This window comes from Tardiphaga sp. OK246, from assembly GCF_900188215.1.
Taxonomy (GTDB): domain Bacteria; phylum Pseudomonadota; class Alphaproteobacteria; order Rhizobiales; family Xanthobacteraceae; genus Tardiphaga; species Tardiphaga robiniae.
Map to the genome: position 1 here is coordinate 467,173 of NZ_FZOX01000003.1, position 26,898 is coordinate 494,070.

Below are 26,898 nucleotides of genomic sequence, written 5' to 3' on the forward strand. Positions count from 1 at the left end.
CTCACCCGCCGCGCCCCTCGATGCTGCGCATCGAAAGGCGCGTCGACCTCTCCCCGCAAATGCGGGGAGAGGTTAGCGCGTTACTGCTTCACCGGCGGATCCAGCAGCGTGCATCCGCCATCCGCAATCGGCCGCATGATGTCTTCCGCCTTCACCTTGCCCTTGATGCTGAGCAGGTCCCACTCGCCTTTGACCTCCGACGGCTTCTTCACTTCTGCCAGCAGCATGTCGTTCATCAGCCGGCCGTCCTCGCGCACGCGGGCGCCCGGCGCGAAGAAGTCGTCGACCGGCATCGCCTTCATCTGACGCATCACCTTCAGACCGTCATTCTCGTTGGCGGCTTCCGCAGCGCGCAGATAATGTTTCACGGCGCTATAGACGCCGGCCTGAGCATGGGTCGGCATCTTGCCGTGCTTGGCCATAAAGCGCTTGCCGAATTCGCGGCTCTTGTCGTCATTGTCCCAGTAATAGCCCTCGAGATATTGCACGCCCTGCGTGGCTTCGGAGCCGAGCGCCTTCACCGAGGTGAGATAGAAGATCAGCACGGCGAGCTTCTGCTTGCCCTCACCGATCTGGAATTCGCGCGCCTGCTTGATATTGGTGACGGTGTCCCCGGACGCATTGGCGAGCGCGATCACCTTGGCGCCGGAGGATTGCGCCTGCAGCAGGAAGGACGAGAAATCCATCGTGCCGACCGGATGTTTCACCGCGCCGAGCACCTTGCCGCCGGCGGCTTCCACCACTTTCGAGACTTCCGCCTGCATGGCGATGCCGAACGCGTAATCCGCCGTGATGAAATACCAGGTGTCGCCACCCTGCTTGACCACGGCCTTGGCGATTCCCTGCGCCAGCGAATAGGTGTCGTAGAGCCACATCGCAGCGGTCGGCGCGCATTGCTTGCCGAATACGTCGGCCGTGGCCGAGCCGACATGCACCAGCACCTTGCCGCGCTCGCGCGCCATGTTCTGCACGGCCAGCGAGATCGCCGAATTGCCGATGTCGAAGATCGCATCGACACCCTGCTGATCATAGAGATCGCGCGCCAGCGACACGCCGATATCGGTCTTGTTCTGATGATCCGGGCCGAGCAGTTTCACCGGCTGGCCGCGCACCTTGCCGCCGACATCGTCGATCGCAAGCTGCGCCGCGACCACGCTGCCGGTGCCGCCGGCGTCGGAGAACACCGAACTCTTGTCGTTCAGTACGGCGATGGTGAGAGGCTTGGTGATGGGGTCGGCAAGCGCCGAACCGTTCAGGCAAGCAACAGCAATGGCAGCCAATATGCCCATTCGGGTCATTGTCGTTTCCTCGTTCTGGTTTTTATTGAGGAAAGCGTAATAGCGGCCGAATGCCTTGGCCAGCGAAATTTAATCGATCGATTAAACTTGCATCACGCTGTCATTCCGGGGCGCGGCCGGCCCTTGCCGGACGCGAACCCGGAATCTCGACATGAGAGTCCCTACAGCGCAAAACATCTCGGGATTCCGGGTTCGCGTCCGGCTTATGCTTCCCGCGCCCCGGAATGACGAGTTGGCTGCAGCCGAACCGCAGCAAGCGCCAGTAGTCCAGCACCGGCGACCGCCCAGCATGCGACGGGCGCCCAGTGCAGCAACGGCGCGTAGTCCGGCAGCTTCTGCAATCCGCCGGCGACAGCGGCCATGCGTGCGAAGGTTGCGAGCGCGAACGCCGAGAAGACGAGACCGATGACCTTGCCTTCCGCGCCGGTCTCGCCGATCGCCATCGCCGCCGACACCGCGCTCATCATCATGCAGCCCCATGCCGCGCCGGCGATGAACTGCGCCGCGATCAGCATGTTCAGATTAAGCGCGAACTCGGCACCGATCACCGCAAGCGCGCCGAGCAATCCGGCTACCCCGATGACGAGGATTCCGCCCTGACGCTTGACCACCGCGCTGGCCGGAAACATCGCAATGCTGAAGCCGATCCAGAATATCGGCATCAGCCATTCTAGATCGGCCGGCTTGGCGAAGCGCAGGAACATCGGTGCGCTGTTGATGCTGAAGTGAAGCTGGAAGCCCAACGCGAGAATGACCATGGCAGCGATAAAGAGCTGCGGCATGCGGCCGAGCGCCTTGCCTTGCGCCGGCGAGGCCTTCGCTTCACGCGCGCTGACCTGCACGAGGCCGCGCTCGACGCGCGACAGCGCCAGCGTCACGATCAGCAAAACCACGCCGGCAAGAACGAAAGGCAGCCGCGGATCGACGCCGCGCAATGTCGCGCCAAGATAGGGCGCGAGCGCACCGGCGACGCCATAGCCGAGCATGGCCAATGCCGCGAGAAACGGCCGCGACGGGCGCGCGGCATATTTGCCGAGCAATGTCAGCGGCGGCGCGCGCAAGGCGGAGGATGTCGCCGACCAGATCACGATCAATGCGATCAGCGCGACTTGCGCCTTCGGTCCCTGCCCGGCAACGAAAGGCAGCGCAACGAAGGCTGCACAGGACACCGCGGTCAGGATGCCGACAATGAGACCGAGCCGCCCGACCACGCGCGCGATCCTGTCGGCAACCAGACCCATCGCCGTATCGGTGACGGTGAAGATCGCCTGATCGAGCATCAAGATGAAGATCACGACGGTCGGCGCAATGCCGACATCGGCGGCGAGCTTCGGCAGATAGATCACATAGGTGACCCAGCCGAGCGTGAAGACCAGTTGCAGCACGGCGAGATAGACGCCCGCAGCATTGCTGGTGGCGGCCTGTGCGCCGGTTCGTTCCTGCTCGCTCATGGTCCCCTCGCGCCGCCCGACCATAGAATGGTCGCGGCAGCCAAGGAAAGCGTTCAACGCGCAGCGCTCAACAGGTCCAGTTCAACAGGTCTTGCGGAAGGTCAGATTGATGCGCTGGCCGCCCATGACCGGATGCTCGCCATCCGGCAGCGGCGCAACGCCATGATAGACCAGCCGCGACGGGCCGCCCCAGACCACGACATCACCATGGGTCAGACGATAGCGCTTCTGCGGCGCGCTGCGGGTGAGACCGCCGAACAGAAATGTCGCCGGCAGGCCGAGCGACACCGAGACGATGGGCGCGCGCAGATCCAGCTCGTCCTTGTCCTGGTGCAGCGAGAGTTTGGCACCGGGCTTGTAGCGATTGATGAGACAGGCATCCGGCACGAAGGCCTCGAAGCCGGCCTGAACCGCCGCGCGCGCGGCGAGATCGCGAAACGGCACCGGCATCTCGGGCCATCGCTTACCGCTGTCGGGATCGACGGGGTCGTAGCGATAGCCCCGGGGATCCGACACCCACCCGACACGGCCGCAATTGGTCATGGCGACCGACATGGTGTGACCGCCCGGCGTGACCAGATGGCGGAACGGCGCCGCCTTCACGATCATACGCAGCGCGGCGATTACATCCGGCTGTTCGGCGGCGAAGAAGTTGCGCAGCAGCACCGCCCCCTCGGCGAGCTCTTCACACGCGGGCTGGTCATCCCTGATATCGGCGAACAGGTCGGTCATCTCGGTTGTTCAGTCGTCCCATCACTTCGCATCGTGAAAGATCACCCCGAGCGTATGGCGCCGGCCCGACTTCACGCGGCTGACGCCATGCCGGAGATTGACGCGGTAGCTGCCGCGCGTGCCGGCAACCGGCCGGTGATGCACGGCGAACACCACGGCATCGCCCTGCCGCAAGTCTACCACTTCGGCGCGCGACTGCATGCGCGGACGCTGCTCCGTCAACACGAATTCTCCGCCGGTGAAATCCTCACGTGGCGCCGACAGCAGGATCGCGACCTGCAACGGAAACACATGCTCACCATAGAGGTCCTGATGCAGGCAGTTATAGTCGCCGGCTTCATATTGCAGCAGCAACGGCGTCGGCCGTGTCTGGCCCGCCTCATGGCAGCGCTTGAGGAAGGCGGCGTGATCGGCGGGAAAGCGGACGTCGATCCCCATCGCCTCATTCCAGCGATTGGCGATCGTGCTCAATGGTCCGTAAAGCGCCGGACGCAGGCCGGCGATGGGATCGGGCAGCGGATAGTTGAAATACTTGTATTCGCCGCGGCCGAAGCCGTGGCGGCCCATGACGATGCGGCTGCGGAAACGGGAATCGTCGGGATAGAGCGATGCGAGATGACGGCACTCATCGGCGGTCAGCAGTTTCTCGAACACCGCGCAGCCCTGGGCGTCGAGTTCGGCAGAGATGCGCTGCCAGTCGATGGCGTCGATACGCGCCTGCGGCGTGGCGTCATTGTTTTCCGGGCGCTTCTTCGCGAGTGAAACCATGTCATCGCCTCCGTCATCCGGCCGCGATCAAGGTGTCATGGCCTGTTGGCCATTTTGGGGAGATGGGCGGGTGAAGCCACCCGATTTCCGGATGCCTCTCAATGTCATTCCGGGGCGCGAGCGCCACTTGGCGATCGCGAACCCGGAATCTCGGCATGGGGGTCTCCGGGAGCCAAACACGTCGGGATTCCGGGTTCACGCGCGCGAAGATGCGCGCGTGCCCCGGAATGACGAGTGTCGGACTACGACGAGCGGGTGGTTACCCCACCGCCGGCAATGTCTTCACATCATAGCCATGGCTGATCTTGCGCTTCAGCACGGGGTCTTCGATCTCGTAATCGAAACGCTCCGCCGGGCGGATGCCACCTTTGGCGGCGAAGGTGCCGCCAAACATGGCGGTGCCGTCCGGCAGCTTGTCGCTGTCAAAGCCCTTCTTGATCAGCTCGGCCACCGGCAGCATGCCGCTCAGCAGGCCTTCCTGATACAGCACCTTCTCGCCCTTGATAGTGGCCCAGGAGCGCAGGATGATCTGGTCCCAATGCGGAAGCAGCTCGGAGAGCTCCCACACGACCGGCGCGATCGGCTTGTCGCACATCTGCTTCGACACGGTGATGTTGTAGGTCTCGACCTTGCGGTCGGTGTGGTCGGAGCCGACACCGACATAGGTCTTGCCGCCCGACGCGATCAGACAGAACTCGACTTCGCCCGATGAATTCTCGTCGGTGCATTCGATCATGCCGTCGGTGGTGAAGCGGCGGGCCGAGCAGCGGTAGTAGATCGGCGTCGAGGCCGGCGGCGCGATGCCGAGCGCCTCGAGTTCCTTGATGTGATGATCGCGCGCGACGGGATCGCGGCCGGTCCAGCCGGCGATGACGCCCTGGGTGATCTTGAGCGTCAGCGGCGACTTGGTGCCTTTTGCGTCCAGCGTGAACGCGATCTCGGTGGTCATATGGTTCTTCCTTGCTTGCAATTGAAAGTGAGCTCCGGCGTCGCGCTCCCTCTCCCCGCAAGCGGGGAGAGGTTAGAAAACATCAGCCACGAACGAGCGTCTCCATCCCCGCGGCGAGTTCGAAGATGCGATGGTCGGAGCCGCCGGCGGCGGCCAGCATCAGCCCGACAGGCGCTTCGTCCTTTGCGTGGATCGGCAGCGAGATGGCGCAGCCATCGATCATGTTGATCAGCGTGCAGTTGCGCAGCGCCATCAGGTTCTGCTTGGAGAACACCTTGTCGTCTTCCATGTCGGCAATCGACGGCGGCGTGATCGCGCAGGTCGGCAGCACCAGCGCATCGTAAGGCGCGATGCGCTTTTCGGTGCGCGCGATCAACGAACGGCGCATCGGCAGGAGGTCGAGATAGTCGGCAGCGTTCTGGGTCTCGCCGCGCTGGATGCGCAGCGCGACTCTGGGATCATAGACGTCACCCTTGCTGGCCAGGAGATAGCGATGCCAGGCGTAGCTCTCAGCCGCCGTAAAGCCGCCCTTGGTGCTCATCGGCGCGATGTCGTTGAACTCAGGCACTTCGATGCGCTCGATGATCGCGCCCTTCTCGGCGAGCTTCTTCAGCGCGCGTTCGAAGGCCGAGGCGACGACCGGATCGAGATCGTCCATCGCCAGCGTCGTCGGCACCGCGAGACGCATGCCTTTGATGGGGCGCGGGGTAAGCTCAAATTCGGGCTCGCCGGCGAGCACCGCATCCATGGCCGCGCAGCAGGCAACCGAGCGCGCCAGCGGACCGACGCTGTCGAGCGTAAAGGACAGCGGCACCGCGCCGTCGAGCGGCACGCGGCGCTGGGTCGGCTTGTAGCCGACGATGCCGTTGAAGGCTGCCGGAATGCGGCAGGAACCGCCGGTGTCGGTACCCAATGCCGCATGCGCCATGCCATCGAGCACGGAGACGGCGGCACCGGAGGACGAGCCGCCGGGCACATGGCCAACCTCGCGCTTCCACGCCCCCTTCGGCGTGCCGTAATGCGGATTGGTGCCGATGCCCGAATAGGCGAATTCAACCATGTTGGTGCGCCCGATCACCACGAAACCGGCGCGGCGCAGACGTGCGACAGTCGGCGCATCGGCATCGGCCGGCGCCGAGTCGTCCAGCGCGCGCGAACCGGCGCGGGTCACCTGGCCCTTGATGTCGAACAGGTCCTTGATGGAGACCGGAATGCCGGCAAAGCGCGACGGCGCGGCATTGGCCTTGCGCAGCGCATCCATGGCATCGGCGGCGGCCAGTGCCGCGTCCTTGTCGACGTGAATGAAGGTGCGCTCGCCCTCGCCGTTCGGATCAGCGATTTTGGCCAGACAGGCTTCGACCAGTTTGCGGGAGGTGGTGCGACCGGCGGCAAGGTCGGCGGCCAGGCTGGCGAGGGTCGGTGCGGTCTGGTGGAAGTCGTTGCTCATGGTCGCGGCATCCTGTGTGTCTTGCCGGACCCGCAGGTGGTCACGGCGCCCGGTCGGTATCGCCGAAAGTGTCCTCGATTTCCAGATCGAGCAGCGCGGAGCTGAGCGATTTGCCATGCGCATCGAGCGCCAGCGATCGCGTCACCCCACCGCCAAGCGCCTGATCCATGACAAAATTCAAGGCCGCCAGATTGGGCAGTTCATAGCGGACCACCTCGCCCGCGACGATGCCCGCAAACAGGGCCTTCACGCGCGCGGCGGTCACTTGGGATACTATCAACGGATATAGCTTTGCGTCAAAGGCAATTACCGAGATGTTGGAAATGTTGCCTTTGTCACCTGTGCGGGAATGGGCGATCTCGCGCAGCTTCACGTCATGCTCCCTGAACCTCCGTACCAACCTACCCTGCCTGGTTGCAGCGGGACAAGCCTCGCACGTATTTCAACCTGAATTCCACGTCGTCCCGCAGTGAGCAGATACGGCCATGCAGCACGCGCGCTGGACCGCCCCCGGTGGAATGTGGAATGTCCATCCAGAGGACAACGAACGGGGCCAAATCCCCGTCCAAGGGAGAGAACACCACACATGGCTGAACCAGCCCGCGCGCGGCCGAAACCGACACCGGAAACCCAGCATTATTGGGACGGCGCCAAAGCCGGCGAACTCCGCCTGCAGCGCTGCGACGATTGCAGCAATGTGTATTTTCCACCGCGGCCGTTCTGCCCCGGCTGCGCCTCGCGCAAGGTGTCGGTGTTCAAGGCCTCGGGCAAGGGTTTCCTCTACAGCTACGTCATCAATCACCGCCCCGCTGCGCCGGGTTTCACGCCGCCTTATGCGATTGCCGTGGTCGAGCTTGAGGAAGGTCCGCGGCTGATGAGCAACATCATCGATTGCCCGCAAACGCCCGAAGCGCTCGAACTCGACATGAAGCTCGAGGTCGCCTTCGAGAAGCTCGACGACGTCATCACCCTCCCCGTATTCCGTCCGGCGAAGGGCTGAGATCATGCGCAGAAACGCAGTCGCCGTTGTCGGCGCAGCCGAGACCACCGAGCTCGGCGTCATCCCCAACATGTCGCAGATCCAGCTTCATGCGGATGCGGCCCTCAACGCCATCAAGGATGCCGGGCTGAAGCTGTCCGACATCGACGGCATCGCCACGGCCGTCGAGACGCCGCAGCAGATCGCGCATTATCTCGGCATCACCCCGACCTGGGTCGACGGTACATCCGTCGGCGGTTGCTCGTTCATGCTGCATGTTCGCCACGCGGCCGCGGCGATCGAGGCCGGCCTGTGCAAGACGGTTCTGATCACGCACGCGGAGTCCGGCAAGTCGATGATCGGCAAACTGCCGCGCTCGATTCCGGCCGACAGCCTGCAGGGCCAATTCGAGGCGCCCTATGGCGTCTACGGTCCGCCGAGCATGTTCCCGATCCCCGTGCTGCGCTACATGAAGACGCATGGCATCACCCACGAGCAGATCGCGTCGGTCGCTGTGTTCCAGCGTGAATGGGCCGCGAAGAATCCGCGCGCGATGATGAAAGCGCCGATCACCGTCGAGGACGTGCTGAACTCGAAGATGATCGCCTATCCGTTCCGCATCCTGCAATGCTGCCTCGTCACCGACGGCGGCGGTGCGCTGATCCTGACCTCGGCGGATCGCGCCAAGGATTTCCCGAACAAGCCGGTCTATATTCTCGGCACTGGCGAAAGCGTAGAAACGCCCATGGTCAGCCAGATGAAGACTTTCGATTCATCGCGCGCCTTCACCGTGGCCGGACCGACCGCATTCCACGAGGCAGGAATCGCGCACAAGGACGTCGATCACCTGATGATCTACGATGCCTTCGCGCATCTGCCGCTCTATGGTCTCGGCGATCTCGGATTCATGCCGCATGAGGAAACCGGCAAGTTCATTGCCGACGGCAACACCCGCCCCGGCGGCAAGCTGCCGATGAACACCAATGGCGGCGGCCTCAGCTATATGCATTCCGGCATGTACGGCATGTATGCGCTGCAGGAGAGCGTGCGCCAGATGCGCGGCATTGCGCCGGCACAGGTGCCTGGCGCGAAGATTTCCGTCTGTCACGGCGTCGGCGGCATGTTCGCTGCGTCGGGGACGGTGATTTTTACCAACGAGAAGTAAACGCGGTGCCTTCTCCCCGCTTGCGGGGAGAAGGTGGCTTGAATGCGCGAAGCGCGTTCGAGACGGATGAGGGGGACTATCCGCAAGCACGGAGCAAGCGGATAGTCCCCCTCACCCGCCCCGGCTTCGCCGGGACGACCTCTCCCCGCCTAGCGAAGCTTCGCTTCGCTAGGCGGGGAGAGGTTAGAAAACATCAATCACACCACCAAAAGGAAAACCACATGGCATCTACCAAATCACTCGACGGCAAGGTCATCGTCGTCACCGGCGCGGGTCGCGGCATTGGCCGTGGCATTGCGCTGCTCTGCGCCGCTGAAGGCGCAAAGGTCGTCGTCAACGATCCCGGCGTCGGCACCGACGGTTCGGGCGGCGACGGCGCGGCACCGGCCGAACAGGTCGTCGAGGAAATCACCAAGGCCGGCGGCACCGCCGTTGCCAATTTCGAGTCGGTCGCCGAAGCGATCCCCGCCAGCAAGATCATCAAGCAGGCCGTGGACACCTACGGCAAGATCGACGGCGTGGTGAACAATGCCGGCATCCTGCGCGACGCGATCTTCCACAAGATGTCCATCGATGCCTTCGAGATGGTGATCAAGGTCCATCTGATGGGCTCGTTCTATACATCCCATGCTGCCGCGCGATATTTCCGCGAGCAGAATTCCGGCTCGTTCGTGCACTTCACCTCGACCTCGGGCCTGATCGGCAATTTCGGCCAGGCCAATTACTCGGCGGCCAAGCTCGGCATCGTCGGCCTGTCGAAGTCCATCGCGCTCGACATGGGCCGCTTTGGCGTCAATTCGAACTGCGTCTCGCCCTTCGCCTGGAGCCGCATGATCGGCAGCATCCCGACCGAGACCGAAGCCGAGAAGGCCCGCGTCGAACGCATGCAGCGCATGGGTCCGGAAAAGATCGCACCGCTGGTGGCGCATCTGCTCTCTGACGATGCCAAGGAAATCTCCGGGCAGATCTTTGCCGCGCGCATGAACGAGATCTTCCTGATGGGCCAGTCGCGCCCGCTGCGCTCGATCCACCGCGCCGAAGGCTGGACCCCGCAGAGCCTCGCCGAACACGGCATGCCGGCGCTGAAGTCGTCCTTCTACAAGCTCGACCGCTCGGCTGACATTTTCAGCTGGGATCCAGTCTAAGCGTTTAAGTCGGCTCGCGGGAGCATCACTCCCGTGAGCCGATTTCTACAACCCAGAATTTAAAACGAAACAATATTACTCAAATAGCTATGCATAGCGGTCTTATCTGACCCGAGATCGCGCTAATTTCGTCATAAAGAATTCAAACGCCGGCCAAGACCGGCTATGTCACCAGCAATCAACGGGTTTGACGTCACGCATGTGCGGACGAAACCGCATTTGCTGGACGAACACCATGACAGATCACGCGGGCGCGATGCCCTCCGCGGCCATGCCGCATTCCAAGCCGCTGAATTCCCCCGCCCGCGTTTTGCTGGCGAGCCTGATCGGCACCACAATCGAATTCTTCGACTTCTACGTCTACGCCACCGCCGCGGTGCTGGTGTTTCCAAAACTGTTCTTCCCAGCCGGCAACGACACCGCGGCGCTGCTCGCGTCCTTCGCGGTGTTCTCGATCGCGTTCTTTGCGCGTCCGTTCGGCGCTGTCGTGTTCGGCCATTTCGGCGATCGCGTCGGCCGCAAGACCACGCTGGTCGCAGCATTGCTCACCATGGGCATTTCGACCGTGCTGATCGGCCTGCTGCCGACGCATGCGCAGATCGGCCTCGCAGCGCCGCTGCTGTTGGTGCTGTGCCGTTTCGGCCAGGGCTTTGGACTCGGCGGTGAATGGGGCGGCGCAGTGCTGCTCGCCACCGAGAATGCACCGGAAGGCAAGCGCAACTGGTACGCCATGTTCCCGCAACTCGGTGCGCCGCTTGGCCTGTTCCTCTCGTCCGGCACATTCTTCATCCTGCTGCATTTCGTCTCGCCGGAAACGTTCCTGAGCTGGGCGTGGCGCGTGCCGTTCCTCGCCTCCATCGTGCTGATCGCCATCGGATTGTGGGTGCGCCTGTCGATCACCGAGACGCCGGAATTCCAGAAGGCAATCGAGAAGGCCGAGCGCGTTGCCGTCCCCAGCATGGAGCTGCTGCGCAAGCACAAGCGCAGCCTCGTGCTCGGCACGCTGGTCGGTCTGATGACCTTCGTGTTCTTCTATGTCTGCACGGCCTATCTGCTGTCCTACAATGTCGGGATCGCGAAGATGTCGCTGCTCGACGCGCTCAAGGTGCAGATCGCCGGCGCCGTCGCCTTCGGCACCACCAACATCCTGGCCGGCCTGCTCGCCGACAAGATCGGTCGCCGCACGCTGCTGATCGCCAATTGCCTGATGGTGATCGTGTTCTCGTTCTTCCTGGCGCCGCTGCTGTCAGGCGGCGTGGCGGGCATCTATGCCTTCGCGCTGATCGGTCTGGCGATCTTTGGCATCAATTACGGCCTGATCGGCGCCGCACTCGCGGCCCCGTTCCCGACCACCGTGCGCTATACCGGCGCGTCGATGACGTTCAATCTGGCGAGCATCTTCGGTGCCTCGCTGGCGCCCTATATCGCCACCTGGCTGCAGGCGAATTACGGGCTCGCTTACATCGGCTATTACGTGCTTGCCGCCGCGGTGATCACACTGATTGCGATCTTCGCGTCGGACAGACACGAGGTCTGATTTCGCCTGCTGGCGAATGTCGAAGGGGCAGCGGTGACGCTGCCCCTTTTTTATTGATCAGCGCGACGCCTGCTGTCGCTTGAGTTCATTCCGCGCCGCATCGCGCTCGAATTCGCCGTCGCCCCGGCACACCTCAGCTGCCTGTTTCAGATAGGGCAACGCTTCCTGCGGCTTGTGCTTCACCATCAGATACTGACCGAGATAGAACGACACGCCGCAAGGGCCGAAGTCGTCGTCGAGCCGCATGTCCTTCATTTTGGCGAGCATCTCGTCGCGGGTCATCTGGCCGAGATAGACCGCCACCATCGGCCATGGCCAGCCCTTGCGATCGAGCGTATCGGTATTGCGTTTCAGCTCGCCCATGTCGTAGTCGCCGCTGCGTGCCCGCGCGATGTAGCGCAGCAGCTTGCCCAGCTCGTATTGCGGCGTCTTCTCGACCACGTCGCCGAAGTCGGCGGCAGCCTCGGCGAAATGTCCCTCGATGAAGTTCATATGCGACCGCCGGTTACGGGTGTCGGGATCGTCCGGCCTCAGCTTCAGCGCCGCGTCCAGGTCCGGGATCGCGCCGGCAAAATCGCCCTTGCGCGCAAAGGCGATGCCGCGGTCAACATGGGCGCCGACGTCGTTCGGATCGCCGGCCAGAACGACGTCGAAATCCGCGATCGCGCCGTCATTGTCGCCCCGTCGAATCCTGACGTCAGCGCGACCACGGTGGGCATAGGTGTCGCCGGGCTTGATCTGCAGCGCAGCGTCGTAATCGGCCAGCGCCTTGCTAAAGTCTTTCTTGGCGGCACGGCTGTTACCGCGCAATGCGAACGCCGCATAGTCTTTCGGATCGACGCGGATGGCTTCCGAGAAATCTGCGATCGCGCCATCGATGTCGGCCAATCTCTTGCGCAACATTCCGCGTCCGCGATGGTAGGACGAATTGCCCGGCTGCAGGCGAATCGCCTTGTCATAATCGGCGCGCGCCCGCACGAAATCGCCCTTGGATTCATAGGCGCTCGCCCGCGAGCCGAAGCCCGAGGCGTAAGTGGGATCGAGGGCGATCGCCTTGTTAGCATCCGCGATAGCCAGATCGAATTCGTCGAGGCGGTTGTGGACCATGGCGCGCGCGCCATAGCCTTTCGCAAAGTCAGGATTGAGTGCGATGAACGCAGTAAAATCCGCGCGCGCCGCCTCCATATGGCCGAGTTCGAAGTTCCCGATGGCGCGAAGGCGAAGCGCTTCGGAGCGCTCGGCATCCGTTGCGCCGGGACGATCGATGATATCGCTACAGCCTGCGATCATCCGCTGATCCATCGGCGGACGACATCCATTATCCGCGTGCGCTGACAATGATGTGGCGAACAGCAATGCTGCAGAAGCGACTGCAACACATATGTGACAGCGAAACGACGACATGGGGAACCGCGCATCAAATGAGAGCTTTGGTCTTGGTCGCATGGAACTATCAAAACGTTCACTGCGCTGCGATGCGCGCTTGTGCACCGCCATGACCGCGCGGCAGCATCGAATTGTGTAGCATCCCCGTCGCAACGGTATTTAAACTCCCGGCAACGGCTGGAGAAAACCAGAAAAGCCGGGAGGACGACGATGCCAACTCAGCTCACGCAAGACTCTGCTCACCCCGCCGCAATATCCAACTCACTCAATCGCAGAAATATCCTAGGCAGCGCCGCTGCATTGGCAGCAACGACGCTGATCGCACCCGATGCGCTGGCGCGAAATTTCGGCCGCGGCGCGGAGCCGCAGCGCTACCCCGACCCCGACATCGTCATCATCGACGCCAATCGCTTCAAAGCGAGAGTCGGCAACACCGTCATCAAGCGGCTCTATACGGGCTGCCTGTGGGCGGAGGGACCGGCGTGGAATGCACAGGGTCAGTATCTGATCTGGAGCGATATCCCTGCCAATCGCCAGTTGCGTTATCTCGACGATGACGGCCACATCTCCGAGCGCTTCCGCTATCCATCCGAGGAGAGCAACGGCAATTCGTTCGACACCGAGGGCCGCCAGCTCAGCGCGCAGCGCACGCGCCTGGTCCGCTTCGAGCACAATGGCAGCGTCACGACGCTGGCTGAACAGGCAAACGGCAAGCCGCTGAACGGGCCGAACGACATGGTGGTCAATCCGATCGACAAGGCGATCTGGTTCACCGATCCCGGCTACGGCGCCATCAATCTCTATGAAGGACAACGCGCGGCGGCGGGCGTCACGCAACCGCACCAGAAGGAAGCGGTGTATCGCATCGATCCTACGAGCGGCCAGATCAGCAAGGTCGCGGACGATCCGTTCAAGCCGAACGGGCTCGCCTTCAGTCCGGATTACAAGAAGCTCTATGTCTGCGACACCGGCATCACGCATTATCCCAATGCCAAGAATGTCGTCTGGCAGTACGACGTGGACGGCGGCAAGCTCTCGAATGGCAAGCCGCTGATCGACATGACGCTGGATGGCAAGTCCGGCTTCCCTGACGGGCTGCGCGTCGATACCGAAGGCAATATCTGGGTCGGCGCCGGCTGGGTCGGCGAGGGCTATGACGGCGTGCAGATCTTCGCGCCGGACGGCCAGCGCATCGGACAGATCAAGCTTCCGGAGACCTGCGCAAACGTGTGTTTCGGCGGCAAGAAGCGCAACCGGCTGTTCATGACGGCAAGTCAGTCACTCTATGCGGTCTATGTGGAGACGCAGGGCGCGCATTTCTGTTGAGGGCTTTCTTCACCCTCCCCCTTGCGGGGAGGGTGGCGCGTTGCGAGCGGAGCGAGCAAACGTGACGGGTGGGGGTGCCACAAGCGACGGCGCCTGTGGCACCCCCACCCCAGCCTCCACTTCGGCGATGCGTCGCATCGCCTCGTTCGGCCGCCCCTCCCCGCAAGGGGGAGGGAGGCCACTCACATCTGCGCGCTCCCCCTACCCGCTATTCCTGAGCCCCGCCGAGATGCCATTGATCGTCAGCTGAATCCCGCGCAGCACCTGCTCGTCCGGATTATTCGCGCGGTGCTCTTTCAGCAGCTCGACCTGCACATGGTTGAGCGGATCGAGATACGGAAACCGGTTGCGGATCGAGCGGTCGAGCAGCGGGTTGTTTTGCAGCAGGCGCTCCTGCTCCATGATGTCCAGCAGCGTCTCGATGCACAGATGCCATTCGCCGCGGATGCGGCCGAAGATGGTCTCGCGCAGCTTCTGGTCGGCGACGAGCTCAGCATAGCGCGAGGCGATGGCGATGGAGCTCTTGGCCAGTACCATGTCCATGTTGGACAGCAGCGTGCGGAAGAACGGCCATTCGCGGTGCATCTCCTGCAGGAAGACCATGCCCTTGTCGGGATGATTGGCGAGCCACGCCTCGATGGCGCTGCCGAAGCCATACCAGCCCGGCAGCATCAAGCGGCACTGCGCCCAGGAGAACACCCACGGGATCGCGCGCAAATCCTCGATAGCACGGGTCTTCTTGCGCGAGGCCGGACGGCTGCCGATGTTCAGCGTCGAGATCTCATTGATGACGGTGGATTCCCAGAAGTAATCGACAAAGCCCTCGGTCTCATAGACCAGCCCGCGATAGGCCTTGAAGGCCAGTTCGGAAATCTCCTCCATGGCTTCGAGATATTCGCGGCGCGGCGCGCTGTGCTTCGGCGCCAGCAGGCTTGCTTCCAGCGTTGCAGCGGCGAGGATTTCCAAATTGTTGCGGCCGACTTCGGCGTTGGAATATTTGCTGGAGATGATCTCGCCCTGTTCGGTGATGCGGATCTGGCCGTCCACCGCGCCGCCGGGCTGCGCCAGAATCGCATCGTGGCTCGGCCCGCCGCCGCGGCCCACAGAGCCGCCGCGGCCATGGAACAGCCTGAGCCGGATGTGATGCCGCTCGAACACTTCGATGAGCTCGATCTCCGCCTTGTACAGCTCCCAGCCGGAGGTGACGAAGCCGCCATCCTTGTTGCTGTCGGAATAGCCGAGCATGACTTCCTGCACCGCGCCGCGGCTGTCGACCAGCTTGCGATAGTCGTGCAGCGAGAACATGCGGTCCATGATGGCTGCAGAAGCCTGCAGATCCTCGATGGTCTCAAACAGCGGCACGATATTGATGCCGCTGCGGCCGGAGCAATCGACGAGCCCGACTTCCTTCAGCAGCACCGCGACTTCGAGCATGTCGGAGACGCCCTTGCACATCGAGATGATGCATTGAGGGATCGCCGCCGCGCCGAATTTCGCATGGACCTGCGCCGCCATACGAAATAGCGCAAGTTCCCCCAGCGTCTCGTCGCTGTATTTGACGAACAGCGAGCCGAGCGGCCGCGCATTCTTCAATTCATTCGTCAGCAGCGCGATGCGCGCTTCCTCGCCGAGCGCGAGATAGGACGTGCCGGGCATCGCGGCATCGATCAATTCAGCGACGGTGCGCTCATGCACGGCCGAGTTCTGCCGGATGTCGAGGCTGGCGAGATAGAAGCCGAAACAATCCACCGCGCGGCGCAGTTGCCGCAGCCGGCCGCGGGCGATGACTGCGGAATTATCAGCGATCAGCGAACGATCGAGCACATCGAGATCGGCCTTGAACTCCTGCGCCGATGCGTAAGCCGGGGCATCGCCCACGGCCGCGCGGCGGTTCGGCAATTCGAGCGCATGGGCCGTTGCCGCCATGCGGGCATAGACGCCGGAGATCGCCAGACGATAGGGCTCGCCGGCGCGGTGCGGCGATGGATCAGGGGAGCGTTCGGCCAAGGCGCGCAGCTCATCGGAGACATCGGCGAGATGCGCCGCCATGGATAGTTCTGCGCCCAGCGCGTGAAGTTCGTCGAGATAGAAGCTGAAGGCGCGCCTGCTCTGCAGCATCATGGTGCCGCGCATCACATCTGCCGTGACGAACGGATTGCCGTCGCGGTCACCGCCGATCCAACTGCCCATGCGCAAGAACGAGCCGAGTTCGGCCGCGCCGCCCTGCGCGCGCAGGCTGTCTTCCAGCACACAATGCAGCCGCGGCACTTCGCGCAGGAAGGTGTAGTCGTAGAATGATAGTCCGTTGGCGACCTCGTCGAGCACCGTCAGCTTGCTCCGGCGCAGCAGATTGGTCTGCCACAGGGTGACGACGGCGCGGCGCAATTGCTCTTCCGACGCCTCGATCTCCTCGGCGGTGAGCTGCATGCGCTCGCGCCGGTCCAGCAATGCCGCGATTTCCATTTCGCGGTCGATGGTGCTCTTGCGGCGCACTTCCGTGGGATGCGCGGTCAGCACCGGACTGATCAGCGCCTGTCCGAAGAACTTGCTGAGCAGCGCGGCATCGATGCCGGCCTCGCGCGCGCGCTTCACCGCATGGGCCAGCGTGCCCGATGCATTGGCCGCATTCGCGCGCTGCGCCCGCATCCGGCGGATGTTGTTCTGGTCTTCGGCGATATTGGCGAGATGGGAGAAATAGCTGTAGGCGCGAACGATGCGCACAGTCTCGGCGATCGACATGCCGTCGAGGATGGCTTCGAGTTCACGCCGCGCCAGCTTGTCCTCGTCGCGGTGAAAACGGACCGAGGTCTGCCGGATATTCTCGACCAGGGCGAATACCGCCTCGCCTTCCTGATCCCGCACGGTGTCGCCAAGGATGCGGCCCAGCAGCCGTATATCCTCGCGCAACCGGGCATCGGCCTCCTGGTGAGCAGGATCGTCACCGCGCTGGGATGCGGGTTCTTCGGTGGACAGGGTCAGGGACACAAGGACGCTCCAGGAAGTTGCCGGCGCCCCATTTGGTCGCAACTCATGCTGCGATGCAAGACGAAGTTGTGTGACGATGTAATCAACAGGCCCCTCAGTTGTCGTCCCCGCGCGGGCGGGGACCCATACACACCGAGGCCATAGTTAGAGCCGGATCGCCGCGACTCTGTCGTTTATATTTCTTTGTCGGAGGTCATGGGTCCCCGCCCCGCGTGCGCCGAAGGCGCACTAGGCGGGGACGACACCATAAATCGTGGAACTCAGCCCTTCGGCTTCACCTTCGCCAGAATCCGATCCGCCTCTGTCCGCCAGTCCGCGCTGCGCGCGAAACCCGCCTCGCCCTTGGTGCCGAACAGGCCATCATCGGCGAGATCCGCGACCCAGCCCTGCCGCTCGGCCGTGCCTTCGGCCGACCATGGCGTGAGCCCAATCTCGCGCACCGTCTCGGCGACTTCGCGGACTTCCTCGCTGCGGCGGCGGCCGTGTTCGATGACGCGCTGGAAGAAATAGGCGCCCTGCTTCTCCCAGTCGATGCTTGGAAACGTCTCGACCAGCGACGCGATCACCGCGTCCTCGACGCCATAGGCGCGTGCAGTCGTAAAGCTCTCGATCACCATGGCCTCGAGGCCCTTGATCATGATGCTGCGGCACATCTTGGTGGCCGAGGCGACGCCGAGCTTGTCGCTGGCGACTTTCGCATCGAAGCCGATGGCGTTGAGCAGTGGCGCGAGATCGCGCGCGCCGGTACCTCCGAGCAGCAGCGGCACCCTGATGCGGTATGGCGGGATCGAGGTCATGACCGCGCCCTCGACATAGCGCCCGCCGGCGCCATCGATCAGCCCAGCCGCACGTTGCTTTGCGCCGGGAGATGCCGAGTTGAAATCGAGAAACCACGCCTGCGGCTTCAGACCGGGCACGCAGGCCTGCGCGGCTGGCACTGTCTGGCTTGCGGTGACAGCGCAGACGATGAAGTCTACGCGTGACGCGAGATCGGCATGCGAGGATGCGAGCGTGACACCATGGGTCTCGGCATGGTCGCGGAGCGCCCCGGCATCTTTGCCGTCGAGCTTGAGATCATAGGCGCTGACGCGGATATCCTGCTTGCGCAGGTCTTCGGCGAGAATGCGCCCGACTTCGCCATAACCGATCAGGCCGACGTGCCACTGGTTCGAACGTTCAGTCATATTGCTTACTGGACCTTGATGTTTGCCGCCTTCAGCACCGGCCCCCATTTGTCCGCTTCGGCATGCATGAACTTGTCGAAGTCTGCGGGCGAGGAACCTACCGGCGTGGCATCGATCTTCTTCAGCGCCGCCAGCACCACCGGATCCTTCAGGGCTGTCACCAGATCCGCATGGATCTTCGCCACGACATCGGCCGGCATGCCGGCAGGTCCGAGGAAGCCCCACCACACCGCCGTATCATAACCGGCGACACCGGATTCGGCGACGGTCGGCACATTGGGCAGCGCCGCCGAGCGCGTCGCTGTCGTCACGGCCATGGCGCGCACCGCGCCGCCTTCGAGCTGGCCGACGATCTCCGGCAGCGGATTGATGCTCATGGGAATGTCGCCGGCAATGACGGCCGTGAGCGCCGGCGCACCGCCCTTGTAGGGGATCGAGACGATCTTGGTGCCAGCCATATGGTTCAGCAATTCGCCGGCGAGATGCGCCGAGGTACCGTTGCCGGACATGCCGTAGGACAACGAGTCCGGCTTGGCTTTCGCCTGCGCCAGCAGCTCTTGCAGGTTCTTCGCCGGATTGTCCTTCGACACCACGATGGCCAGCGGCGAATAGGCGACTTCGCTGATCGCGGTGAAATCCTTGAACGTGTCGTAGGGCAGCTTTGGATAGAAGAACTGATTGAGCGGATGGCCCGATGCCACAAGGATCAGCGTATAGCCATCGGGCGGCGACTTCGCGAGCGCCTGCGAGGCGATGATCCCGCCGGCACCTGGACGGTTGTCCACCACGGGCTGCTGGCCCCAGGTCTTCGACAGCGATTGCGCAAAGGTCCGCGCCAGCACGTCGACCGCACCGCCGGCCGCATAGGGCACCAGGATTGTCACCTGCTTGCTGGGAAACGTCTGGGCGTGCAGCGACGGGCTGGTGAAAGACAGCAATGCAGCCGCCGTGGCGATGGCCAATTTCATAGGCGCAGGCATGGATCGTCGTCCCTCTTGTAATATCGCGCAACAATCTCGTGTCGTTGCTAATTGATATAGCTACTTGGCTGTGGTCGCAGCGCGCAGTCCGGATCGTGCGATGGCCGCATCGACCAGTCCTTGCGCCTTCACATCCTCGGTGAATTTGCGGATAAATGCCATCCCCTCGTCGCGCCCCTTGGGGATCGCGATGGCATGCCGCTCGACACCCCAGCGACCGTCCAGCACCTTCGCGCCCGGCGCCTGCTCGGCGAGTTCGAACAGTGTCGCCTTGTTGGTAGCAAACACATCGATGCTGCCGGCCATCAGCAGGCCGGGCGCAAGCCTGATGGCCGGCACGCGAACGACCTCGGCATTCTTCAAATCGCGCGACAGAACGGCATCGGATGAACTTCCGGCGGTGACGCCGACATGGACGCCTTTGACATCGACATCATCGGGCCCCGCAACCCTGGACTCTTTCGCGACGAGATACCCAAGATCACTTTCCAGATAAGACGGGCCGAAATCCATGTCCTTCGCACGCGCGGCCGACGCATTGGTGAAGGCGGCATCGACCGCGCCTGTCTTCACCGCTTCGAGAACCTCGGCATTCCTGGAGAACACCACCGGCTCATAGGGCACGCCCAATTGCCGCGCGAGCTCCTTGCCGAGATCGTAGCCGACACCACGCGGGCCTTCGGTTTGCGATACGAGAATAGACGTCGGTGTTCCCGGATAGAGCCCGACACGCAGCTTACCGGATGGTGCGAGGATCTGCTTCGGCTCGAGGTCGACGGCAACTGCAGGACCGGCAAACGCCGCCATCAGAAGCGTGATTGCCGCGATCTGCGCGGCAAGTTTGTTTCCAATCATTGCCACGCGCATCATCGTCCTCCTAGATCGTCCGTCCCGCTTTTGCCCAATAGGGATCGCGTAGCCTCCGCTTGAAGATCTTGCCGGAGTCTTCTCGCGGCAAGTTCGACTGGATCTCCATCTGCTTCGGCACCTTGTAGTCGGCCAGCGCCTTCTTGAGGTCCGCACGCACCGTCGCCAGGTCAAGCACCACGCCGGGCTGCGGCTCGATCACCGCCATCAGGGACTCGCCGAATTCCTCGTCGGGAATACCGAACACTGCACAGTCATGCACACCGGGCACGGCATGCAGTGCGGCTTCGATTTCGGCGGGATAGATATTGACGCCGCCGGAGATCACCATGTCGCGCTTGCGATCGCAGATGAAGACATAGCCGTCGGCATCGAGATAGCCGACATCGCCCGAAGTGATGAAGCCGTCGCGGTCGATCTCGGCGCGCTTTTCCGGCTTGTTGTGATAGGTGAAATCCGGATTGCCTGATATGCGCGAATAGATCTCGCCGATCTCGCCTTGTGGTAGTATCTGGCCGTCATCGCCGAGAAAACGCAGTTCGGCGCCGGGCGCGATCTTGCCGACAGTACCCGGCTTCTTCAACGCGTCTTCGGAATTCGCGAAGGTCACCGCGCCGGATTCGGTGGAGCCGTAGAATTCGTAGATCACCGGGCCCCACCAGTCGATCATCGCGGTCTTGACGTCGGCCGGGCACGGCGCGGCGGCATGGATGATGTGGCGCAGCGACGACATGTCGTATTTCTTGCGGATGTCCTCCGGCAGCTTCATCAGCCGGATGAACATAGTCGGCACCATGAAAATCGTGTCGATCTTCTCGTCCTGCACCACGCGCAGGAATTCTTCAGGATCGAAGCGCGGCGTCATCACCAGCGCGCCGCCGAGGCGCCCGGCACGCAGCGCAAAGGCATTGGGCGCCGAGTGATAGAGCGGCCCGGGCAGCAACGCGCGTGCGCCGGGCTTGAGGCCATAGACGCGTGCACGCATCTGGTCGGCGGACGCCGCCTGCTCCGGCGTTGGCGCGAAACGGCGCACGCCCTTTGGATGGCCGGTGGTGCCCGATGTGTAGATCATGTTGTGCGGCTGCGGCAGCGCGGGGCCGTCATAGGGCGCCTGTTCGGTCAGCCAGCTCTCCAGATCGATGGCGCCATCCGGCGTGCTGAGCCGTGCCGGATCGACCTTGTAATTGGCAATGATCTCCGGCGGCGTCGGCACGCTCAGCGACACGATGCCCTGCGGGATCGCCTCGCGCAGCTGATGCAACATGTCGGCATGGGCGATCAGGACGTTGCTGCCGGAGTCCTTGATCACATAAGTGATCTCTTCCGGCTTGAAGTGCCAGTTCACCGGTACGCCGTACGCGCCGAGCTGCGCCACCGCATAGGCCGCTTCAAGAAACGCAATGTCGTTGCGCATCAGGATGCTGACGCTGTCGCCCTGCTTGACGCCAAGCCGCGACAACCCGCCGGCAATGCGGCTCGCACGTTCGGTCAATTCGGCAAAGCCGCGGCGGCGATCACCTGAGATGACGCCTTGAAACAGGGAATTTGTCGACATGGATACGTTTCCGGATTTTTGTTTTTGATTTTTGATGAACTCTTCGCCGTCATTGCGAGGAGCCCTTGCGACGAAGCAATCCAGTCTTCGTTTGTGACTTTCTGGATTGCTTCGCCCAAAGAAAGTTGGAAGTCCAACTTTCTCAGGGCTCACAATGACGGCTGAGAACGTCGCGGGCTAATCCACAAATTTCGGCGCACGCTTCTCGATATTCGCGCGCACGGCTTCGGTCTGGTTCGGTCCACCCATCAGTTTCATCTGCTCGACGGATTCGGCGAGCAGCGCCGGACCGGGATCGACCGCAAGATTGTTGAGCATGCGCTTGGCGGCGCGGATCGCATCGGGGCTCTTGCCGGCGATCTCGCGCGCCGTCTCGAGTGCCGCGGCACGCGGATCGTCGCAGATGCGCGTGGCGAGGCCGTAACTCAGGGCTTCCTGTGCCGAGAAGATGCGGCCGGTGTAAGTGAGGTCGCGCAGGATGTCGTCGCGCACGAGGCTGGCGAGGATCGGCGTGCCCGCCATGTCGGGCACGAGACCCCATTTGATTTCCATGACTGACATTCGCGTGTCCGGCGCGAGAAACCGCATATCGGCGCCGAGTGCGACCTGGAATCCGCCGCCAAAGGCGACGCCATGAACCGCCGCGATCACCGGCACCGGCAATTGACGCCAGCCCCACACGGCCTGCTGGGAATGATTGCAAAGACCGTGTGTGCGCAGTGACAGGTCGCGCTTCTGCGCGCCGCCAATACCGTCGCCGCCGCCCTCATTCATCGCGGCGAATCGTCCCATGTCGAGGCCGGCGCAGAACGCCCGGCCCTCGCCGGACAGCACCACCGCGCGCAGGCCCTTCTCGTGGCTCAGGCGCTCGGCGGTATCGACCAATGCCGCAAACATCGCCGCATCCAGCGCATTCATCTTGTCCGCGCGGACCAGCCGAACATCGGCAACGCCATCCGTCATGGACACAGAGATGCGGTCTTCCATGGGTGGTTTCCTTCCTAGACTTGTTTTTCTTCCCGCTTTACACGCAAGCGGTATCGGGTTTAGTCAATCAACTAATTAACCCGTCCGCATCCTCTTAAAGCAGGACCCTCCCATGTTCAATCAGCAGCTCCTCGCAGGCCGAAAAATCCTCGTCACCGGCGGTGGCACCGGTCTCGGCAAATCGATGGCGGCGAAATTCCTCGAACTCGGCGCCGAAGTGCATATCTGCGGTCGCCGCAAGGCTGTATGCGACGAGACCGCAACCGAGCTGATGGCGGAATTTGGCGGCAAGGTCTCCAGCCACGGCGTCGACATCCGCGACGCCGCGGCGGTCGATGCGATGATCGAAGGCATCTGGGCCGATGGTCCCCTCACCGACCTGATCAACAACGCCGCCGGAAATTTCATCTCGCGGACGCAGGACCTGTCGGCGCGCGGCTTCGACGCGGTCGCCAACACGGTGATGCACGGCACGTTCTACATGACCCATGCGGTCGGCCGCCGCTGGATCGCCGACAAGGTGCCGGGCAATGTGGTCTCGATCACCGTGACTTGGGTGCGCAATGGCAGCCCCTATGTGGTGCCCTCCGCCATGAGCAAATCGGCGATCCATGCCATGACCATGTCGCTGGCCACCGAATGGGGGCGCTATGGCATCCGCCTCAACACCATCGCGCCCGGTGAAATTCCCACTGAAGGCATGAGCAAGCGCATCAAGCCCGGCGACGAGGCCGGCGCGCGCACCCGCGCGCAGAACCCGATGGGCCGCGTCGGCAAGATGGAAGAGCTGCAGAATCTCGCGGTGTTCCTGATCTCCGGCGGCTGCGACTGGATATCAGGCGAGACCATCGCCATGGACGGCGCGCAGGCGCTCGCCATGGGCGGCAACTTCTATCAGCTGCGCGACTGGTCCGATGCCGAATGGATCCAGGCACGCGACAGCATCAAAGCGCAGAACGAAAAGGACAAGGCGCAGCGGGGGTAAGAGCCGCAAAATAATTCGACCGGCAGCGAGGCTCTCCCACGCGGGAGGCCTCGCTTTGTTTTTTGATCAACGCGCAACCTGCAACCGCTCGCGCGCAACCCTCATGGCCTCGTCTTCGGATGCGACCACCGCGGAACTGATGCCGAACGCCTTCGTCGCAAGTGCCGACTGGGCCTCCACGAGAACGCGTGTGACGGCATTCGGCTCGACGGCAATGATGGCACGGCAAAGCAGCGCGAGCGTCGCTTTGTTGCGCTTGAGCCAAAGCCCCCTCGCTTTGCGATCTTCATGCGCCTCATCATGATGATGACTGGCCATGATCATGACGAAAGGCTGCTTGCGGCCGATGAGATCGTCCATCTCGACCTCCCACTGCGCCGCACTTCCCGGCTGAAGCTCATCATGCCGGACCCACACAATCGGGAAGGCCGCAACATCGTGAATGAGAAAGGCACCGCTATCGAGGCTCATCGTCGTCTCCTGACTGTTCGTTGATCTGCATGCGGAGATAGACCCGGTCGCTCAAACCCGTTAACGACATTCGGACGCAAAATAGTGAGAACCGGCCAGGCTGGAGCGGTTCTGAAAAGGCATGGTGTCATGACCTCGCTCACCGAGCGCCTCGACGGACCATCCGCAATCGCTATCTGGGGCAGCGATGAGCCCGGCGATGCATTTCGGCTCGGCACCCGCGAACTCGACTGGCATCATCACCGCCGCGGCCAGTTGTTCTGTATCGAAAGCGGATTGATCCGCCTGCACACGAAACAGGGCTCGTGGCTACTGCCGCCGCAGCGCATCGGCTGGCTGCCGCCCGGGCTCCATCACAAGGTGACCCTGAGCGGTGTGCTGAGCGGATGGGGCGTGCTCCTGACGCCGGCCGCGAGCCGGACATTGCCATCGCAGCCCTGCGTCATGGGTGTCAGCGATCTGCTGCGCGCGCTCGTCAGGCGCGCTGCGGGTTGGACGAATGCGGATCGGCTCACGCCGGCGCAGACGCGCGTCGTGGCCGTGCTGCTCGACGAAATCCGCGGTGCGCCGCAGGAGCCGCTGCATCTGCCGATGCCGACGGATATCCGCGCTTTGCGTATCGCCAATGCGCTGATCCGGCGGCCGCATGACGCGCGCACGCTGCATGAGCTTGGCGAATGGGCTGGCCTGTCGGAACGAACGGCACGTCGCATCTTCATGACGGAGACCGGCATGGGCTTCACGCAGTGGCGGCAGCAGGCGCGTCTCACGCTGGCGTTGGAACGGCTGGCCGCCAATGAACCCGTCGCGGATGTCGCCGAAGCGCTCGGCTATGCCACGTCCAGCAACTTCATCGCGATGTTTCGTCGCGCCTTCGGCGAGCCGCCCGCGCGTTATTTTGCAAAACAGCGTAGGACGCGCAACGTCGGCTGAACGACCTCCCGGCACCTGTCTCACCGCACCGCAGCACCTTTCCCGTCTTGTCAGTCCTCCCGGACGCCCGCACACTCGCCGCAACTAATAAACTGAGGGAGGGAGACACATGTCCGTTGCGGAAGCGGCCACGCTGGCCGATGTCATTCGCGTGCAAGCACAGACGCGCGGCGATTCAATTGCGCTGGTGTTCGAGGGCCGCGAGGCCAGCTACAGATCACTCGATCGCAATGCCAACCGGGTCGCCAACGGGCTCATTGCCCTCGGCATCAAGCCGAACGAACGCGTCGCCTATCTCGGCAAGAACAGCGACCTCTTCATCGAACTGCTGATCGGCGCCGTGAAGGCCAAGGTGGTGACGGCGCCGGTGAACTGGCGCCTCGCCGGACCGGAGATCGCCTTCATCATCGATGACGCGAAGGCACAGGTACTGTTCGTCGGACCGGAATTCGTCGACCTCGTGCGCAGCCTCAAGCCGCAAATACCGGGCGTGCGTATCGTCATGACCATGGAAGGCGGCGCAACCGAGTGGCAGGACTTTACGGCCTGGCGCGACGCGCAGAGCGAGCGCGATCCTAACCTCACAATGGCTAAGGACGATGTCGCGATCCAGCTCTACACGTCGGGCACCACAGGAAAACCAAAAGGCGCGATGCTGTCGCATCAGAATTTCCTCTCACTGCTGCGCATCGGCGGCACCGACGAGAACCCCGACTGGAACGTCTGGACCGCCGACGACGTCTCGCTGGTGGCGATGCCGGTATTTCATATCGGCGGCGTCGGCTGGGCGGTGTTCGGCCTCTATCACGGCGCCAAGAGCGTGATCGCCAGGGAGTTCGATCCCAACAAGGTGCTCGATTTCTTCCGGGACTACGGCATCAGCAAACTGTTCCTGGTGCCGGCAGCGATGCAGTTCATCGTGCGGCAGCCGCGTGCGCGGGAGATGGATTTCAGCAAATTGCGCTACATCATGTATGGCGCATCGCCGATCCCCGCCGCCCTGCTCAAGGAATGCATCAGCGTATTCGGCTGCGGCTTCGTGCAGATGTACGGGATGACCGAGACCACCGGTACCATCGTGGTGCTGGCCCCGGAAGATCACGTCGAGGGCCGCGACTGCATGCGTTCCGCCGGCAAGGCGCTACCGGGAATCGAGATCGCCATTCTCGATGTCGACGGCAAGCCGCTTGATGTGGGCGAAGTCGGCGAGATCGCAACGCGCTCGGCATCCAACATGGTGGGCTACTGGAATCTGCCGGATGCGACCGCGCGCACACTGGGTCGCGACAACTGGCTGCGCACCGGCGATGCCGGTTATCTCGACAAAGACGGATTCCTCTACATCCACGACCGCATCAAGGACATGATCATCTCCGGCGGCGAGAACATCTATCCCGCCGAAGTGGAGAGCGCGATCTGCGATCATCCGGATGTGGCGGAGGTCGCCGTCATCGGTATTCCCGACGATACCTGGGGCGAAGCGGTGAAGGCCGTGGTCGTGCTGAAGCCCGGCAAGGAGCTCGGCGCAACCGACCTGATGAAGTTCACGCGCGAGCGCATCGCGGGATTCAAGGCGCCGAAGACCATCGACTTCATCGCAGCATTGCCACGCAATGCGTCGGGCAAGATCCTGCGACGACAGTTGCGCGATCCCTATTGGGTCGGGAAAGAGCGGCAGGTGAACTGAGAACCTGTGTAGCTGCTGCCGTATTCTGTCTGCGCCGGGTATATCAATACAGCGAATGCGAGGAACTTCGTCATCTCGCTA

The 26,898-nt window shown here is 63.0% G+C and carries 23 protein-coding genes; 8 read left to right on the forward strand and 15 right to left on the reverse strand.

Features of this window, described 5'->3' with window-relative positions:
* Positions 1-80: 80 nt before the first annotated feature.
* The 7 genes from CHC01_RS15200 to CHC01_RS15230 form a co-directional block, all read right to left on the reverse strand.
* Complete coding sequence (locus tag CHC01_RS15200) at positions 81-1,298, reverse strand: ABC transporter substrate-binding protein (protein ID WP_089265100.1); 1,218 nt, start codon at positions 1,296-1,298, stop codon at positions 81-83.
* Positions 1,299-1,501: 203 nt separating this feature from the next.
* Positions 1,502-2,749 carry an MFS transporter gene (locus tag CHC01_RS15205; RefSeq protein WP_089265101.1) on the reverse strand — a complete coding sequence of 416 codons (1,248 nt, stop codon included), beginning with the start codon at positions 2,747-2,749 and terminating at the stop codon, positions 1,502-1,504.
* An 81-nt stretch (positions 2,750-2,830) separates the two neighbouring features.
* Complete coding sequence (alkB, locus tag CHC01_RS15210) at positions 2,831-3,481, reverse strand: DNA oxidative demethylase AlkB (protein WP_089265102.1); 651 nt, start codon at positions 3,479-3,481, stop codon at positions 2,831-2,833.
* Positions 3,482-3,502: 21 nt separating this feature from the next.
* Positions 3,503-4,249: a 2OG-Fe(II) oxygenase gene (locus CHC01_RS15215; RefSeq protein ID WP_089265103.1), complete on the reverse strand. Its 747-nt coding sequence runs from the start codon at positions 4,247-4,249 to the stop codon at positions 3,503-3,505.
* Positions 4,250-4,508: 259 nt separating this feature from the next.
* The gene (locus CHC01_RS15220) at positions 4,509-5,198 is read right to left on the reverse strand and encodes a DUF2848 domain-containing protein (protein ID WP_089265104.1); all 690 of its coding nucleotides are present in this window, start codon (positions 5,196-5,198) and stop codon (positions 4,509-4,511) included.
* A gap of 82 nt (positions 5,199-5,280) precedes the next feature.
* On the reverse strand, positions 5,281-6,645 hold the full coding sequence (locus tag CHC01_RS15225; RefSeq protein ID WP_089265105.1) for an amidase: 1,365 nt from the start codon (positions 6,643-6,645) through the stop codon (positions 5,281-5,283).
* Between the two features lie 40 nt (positions 6,646-6,685).
* The gene (locus CHC01_RS15230; protein WP_068735784.1) at positions 6,686-7,018 is read right to left on the reverse strand and encodes an AtuA-related protein; all 333 of its coding nucleotides are present in this window, start codon (positions 7,016-7,018) and stop codon (positions 6,686-6,688) included.
* 213 nt (positions 7,019-7,231) lie between these two features.
* Here CHC01_RS15230 and CHC01_RS15235 point away from each other — a divergent pair, with 213 nt between their 5' ends.
* The 4 genes from CHC01_RS15235 (at position 7,232) to CHC01_RS15250 (ending at position 11,471) form a co-directional block, all read left to right on the forward strand.
* A complete protein-coding gene (locus CHC01_RS15235) occupies positions 7,232-7,645 on the forward strand; it encodes a Zn-ribbon domain-containing OB-fold protein (protein ID WP_089265106.1) in 414 nt (137 codons plus the stop codon).
* A 4-nt stretch (positions 7,646-7,649) separates the two neighbouring features.
* Complete coding sequence (locus CHC01_RS15240; RefSeq protein ID WP_089265107.1) at positions 7,650-8,789, forward strand: thiolase C-terminal domain-containing protein; 1,140 nt, start codon at positions 7,650-7,652, stop codon at positions 8,787-8,789.
* Positions 8,790-9,010: 221 nt separating this feature from the next.
* Positions 9,011-9,934 (forward strand): SDR family NAD(P)-dependent oxidoreductase, encoded by a 924-nt coding sequence (locus CHC01_RS15245; RefSeq protein WP_089265108.1) that lies wholly within the window; start codon positions 9,011-9,013, stop codon positions 9,932-9,934.
* Positions 9,935-10,169: 235 nt separating this feature from the next.
* Positions 10,170-11,471: an MFS transporter gene (locus CHC01_RS15250; RefSeq protein ID WP_089265109.1), complete on the forward strand. Its 1,302-nt coding sequence runs from the start codon at positions 10,170-10,172 to the stop codon at positions 11,469-11,471.
* Between the two features lie 57 nt (positions 11,472-11,528).
* Here the strand turns inward: CHC01_RS15250 and CHC01_RS15255 are convergent, their stop codons facing one another.
* On the reverse strand, positions 11,529-12,761 hold the full coding sequence (locus CHC01_RS15255) for a tetratricopeptide repeat protein (RefSeq protein ID WP_176454600.1): 1,233 nt from the start codon (positions 12,759-12,761) through the stop codon (positions 11,529-11,531).
* Between the two features lie 306 nt (positions 12,762-13,067).
* Between CHC01_RS15255 and CHC01_RS15260 the strand changes: the two genes are divergently transcribed.
* On the forward strand, positions 13,068-14,183 hold the full coding sequence (locus tag CHC01_RS15260; protein WP_089265111.1) for an SMP-30/gluconolactonase/LRE family protein: 1,116 nt from the start codon (positions 13,068-13,070) through the stop codon (positions 14,181-14,183).
* A 201-nt stretch (positions 14,184-14,384) separates the two neighbouring features.
* Here the strand turns inward: CHC01_RS15260 and ppc are convergent, their stop codons facing one another.
* The 6 genes from ppc to CHC01_RS15290 form a co-directional block, all read right to left on the reverse strand.
* Entirely contained in the window at positions 14,385-17,162 is a 2,778-nt protein-coding gene (gene ppc / locus CHC01_RS15265; RefSeq protein WP_439064662.1) for a phosphoenolpyruvate carboxylase, read from the reverse strand.
* 266 nt (positions 17,163-17,428) lie between these two features.
* On the reverse strand, positions 17,429-18,352 hold the full coding sequence (locus CHC01_RS15270) for an NAD(P)-dependent oxidoreductase (RefSeq protein ID WP_089265113.1): 924 nt from the start codon (positions 18,350-18,352) through the stop codon (positions 17,429-17,431).
* A 5-nt stretch (positions 18,353-18,357) separates the two neighbouring features.
* Positions 18,358-19,332 carry a tripartite tricarboxylate transporter substrate binding protein gene (locus CHC01_RS15275; RefSeq protein ID WP_089265114.1) on the reverse strand — a complete coding sequence of 325 codons (975 nt, stop codon included), beginning with the start codon at positions 19,330-19,332 and terminating at the stop codon, positions 18,358-18,360.
* A 60-nt stretch (positions 19,333-19,392) separates the two neighbouring features.
* Positions 19,393-20,199, reverse strand: a complete 807-nt coding sequence (locus CHC01_RS15280; protein ID WP_244558372.1) for a transporter substrate-binding domain-containing protein — start codon at positions 20,197-20,199, stop codon at positions 19,393-19,395.
* 10 nt (positions 20,200-20,209) lie between these two features.
* A complete protein-coding gene (locus CHC01_RS15285; RefSeq protein WP_089265115.1) occupies positions 20,210-21,754 on the reverse strand; it encodes an acyl-CoA synthetase in 1,545 nt (514 codons plus the stop codon).
* A 177-nt stretch (positions 21,755-21,931) separates the two neighbouring features.
* The gene (locus CHC01_RS15290) at positions 21,932-22,741 is read right to left on the reverse strand and encodes a crotonase/enoyl-CoA hydratase family protein (protein WP_089265116.1); all 810 of its coding nucleotides are present in this window, start codon (positions 22,739-22,741) and stop codon (positions 21,932-21,934) included.
* Between the two features lie 112 nt (positions 22,742-22,853).
* Here CHC01_RS15290 and CHC01_RS15295 point away from each other — a divergent pair, with 112 nt between their 5' ends.
* Positions 22,854-23,726: an SDR family oxidoreductase gene (locus CHC01_RS15295; RefSeq protein WP_089265117.1), complete on the forward strand. Its 873-nt coding sequence runs from the start codon at positions 22,854-22,856 to the stop codon at positions 23,724-23,726.
* Between the two features lie 66 nt (positions 23,727-23,792).
* Here CHC01_RS15295 and CHC01_RS15300 read toward each other — a convergent pair whose 3' ends face one another.
* Positions 23,793-24,197, reverse strand: a complete 405-nt coding sequence (locus CHC01_RS15300) for a hypothetical protein (RefSeq protein WP_089265118.1) — start codon at positions 24,195-24,197, stop codon at positions 23,793-23,795.
* Between the two features lie 129 nt (positions 24,198-24,326).
* Between CHC01_RS15300 and CHC01_RS15305 the strand changes: the two genes are divergently transcribed.
* Both CHC01_RS15305 and CHC01_RS15310 read left to right on the forward strand, forming a co-directional pair.
* On the forward strand, positions 24,327-25,130 hold the full coding sequence (locus CHC01_RS15305) for an AraC family transcriptional regulator (RefSeq protein WP_089265119.1): 804 nt from the start codon (positions 24,327-24,329) through the stop codon (positions 25,128-25,130).
* A 109-nt stretch (positions 25,131-25,239) separates the two neighbouring features.
* Positions 25,240-26,817, forward strand: a complete 1,578-nt coding sequence (locus tag CHC01_RS15310; protein WP_089265120.1) for a fatty acid--CoA ligase — start codon at positions 25,240-25,242, stop codon at positions 26,815-26,817.
* Positions 26,818-26,898 lie beyond the last annotated feature (81 nt).

Coding starts and splice junctions, on each gene's coding strand:
- CHC01_RS15275 (WP_089265114.1), bottom strand. CDS start 19,332: ATGCCTGCGCCTATGAAATTGGCCATCGCCACGGCGGCTGCATTGCTG.
- CHC01_RS15305 (WP_089265119.1), top strand. CDS start 24,327: ATGACCTCGCTCACCGAGCGCCTCGACGGACCATCCGCAATCGCTATC.
- CHC01_RS15205 (WP_089265101.1), bottom strand. CDS start 2,749: ATGAGCGAGCAGGAACGAACCGGCGCACAGGCCGCCACCAGCAATGCT.
- CHC01_RS15225 (WP_089265105.1), bottom strand. CDS start 6,645: ATGAGCAACGACTTCCACCAGACCGCACCGACCCTCGCCAGCCTGGCC.
- CHC01_RS15310 (WP_089265120.1), top strand. CDS start 25,240: ATGTCCGTTGCGGAAGCGGCCACGCTGGCCGATGTCATTCGCGTGCAA.
- CHC01_RS15250 (WP_089265109.1), top strand. CDS start 10,170: ATGACAGATCACGCGGGCGCGATGCCCTCCGCGGCCATGCCGCATTCC.
- CHC01_RS15235 (WP_089265106.1), top strand. CDS start 7,232: ATGGCTGAACCAGCCCGCGCGCGGCCGAAACCGACACCGGAAACCCAG.
- CHC01_RS15245 (WP_089265108.1), top strand. CDS start 9,011: ATGGCATCTACCAAATCACTCGACGGCAAGGTCATCGTCGTCACCGGC.
- alkB (WP_089265102.1), bottom strand. CDS start 3,481: ATGACCGACCTGTTCGCCGATATCAGGGATGACCAGCCCGCGTGTGAA.
- CHC01_RS15285 (WP_089265115.1), bottom strand. CDS start 21,754: ATGTCGACAAATTCCCTGTTTCAAGGCGTCATCTCAGGTGATCGCCGC.
- CHC01_RS15240 (WP_089265107.1), top strand. CDS start 7,650: ATGCGCAGAAACGCAGTCGCCGTTGTCGGCGCAGCCGAGACCACCGAG.
- CHC01_RS15280 (WP_244558372.1), bottom strand. CDS start 20,199: ATGCGCGTGGCAATGATTGGAAACAAACTTGCCGCGCAGATCGCGGCA.
- CHC01_RS15290 (WP_089265116.1), bottom strand. CDS start 22,741: ATGGAAGACCGCATCTCTGTGTCCATGACGGATGGCGTTGCCGATGTT.
- CHC01_RS15255 (WP_176454600.1), bottom strand. CDS start 12,761: ATGATCGCAGGCTGTAGCGATATCATCGATCGTCCCGGCGCAACGGAT.
- CHC01_RS15295 (WP_089265117.1), top strand. CDS start 22,854: ATGTTCAATCAGCAGCTCCTCGCAGGCCGAAAAATCCTCGTCACCGGC.
- CHC01_RS15220 (WP_089265104.1), bottom strand. CDS start 5,198: ATGACCACCGAGATCGCGTTCACGCTGGACGCAAAAGGCACCAAGTCG.
- CHC01_RS15300 (WP_089265118.1), bottom strand. CDS start 24,197: ATGAGCCTCGATAGCGGTGCCTTTCTCATTCACGATGTTGCGGCCTTC.
- CHC01_RS15200 (WP_089265100.1), bottom strand. CDS start 1,298: ATGACCCGAATGGGCATATTGGCTGCCATTGCTGTTGCTTGCCTGAAC.
- CHC01_RS15270 (WP_089265113.1), bottom strand. CDS start 18,352: ATGACTGAACGTTCGAACCAGTGGCACGTCGGCCTGATCGGTTATGGC.
- CHC01_RS15260 (WP_089265111.1), top strand. CDS start 13,068: ATGCCAACTCAGCTCACGCAAGACTCTGCTCACCCCGCCGCAATATCC.
- CHC01_RS15215 (WP_089265103.1), bottom strand. CDS start 4,249: ATGGTTTCACTCGCGAAGAAGCGCCCGGAAAACAATGACGCCACGCCG.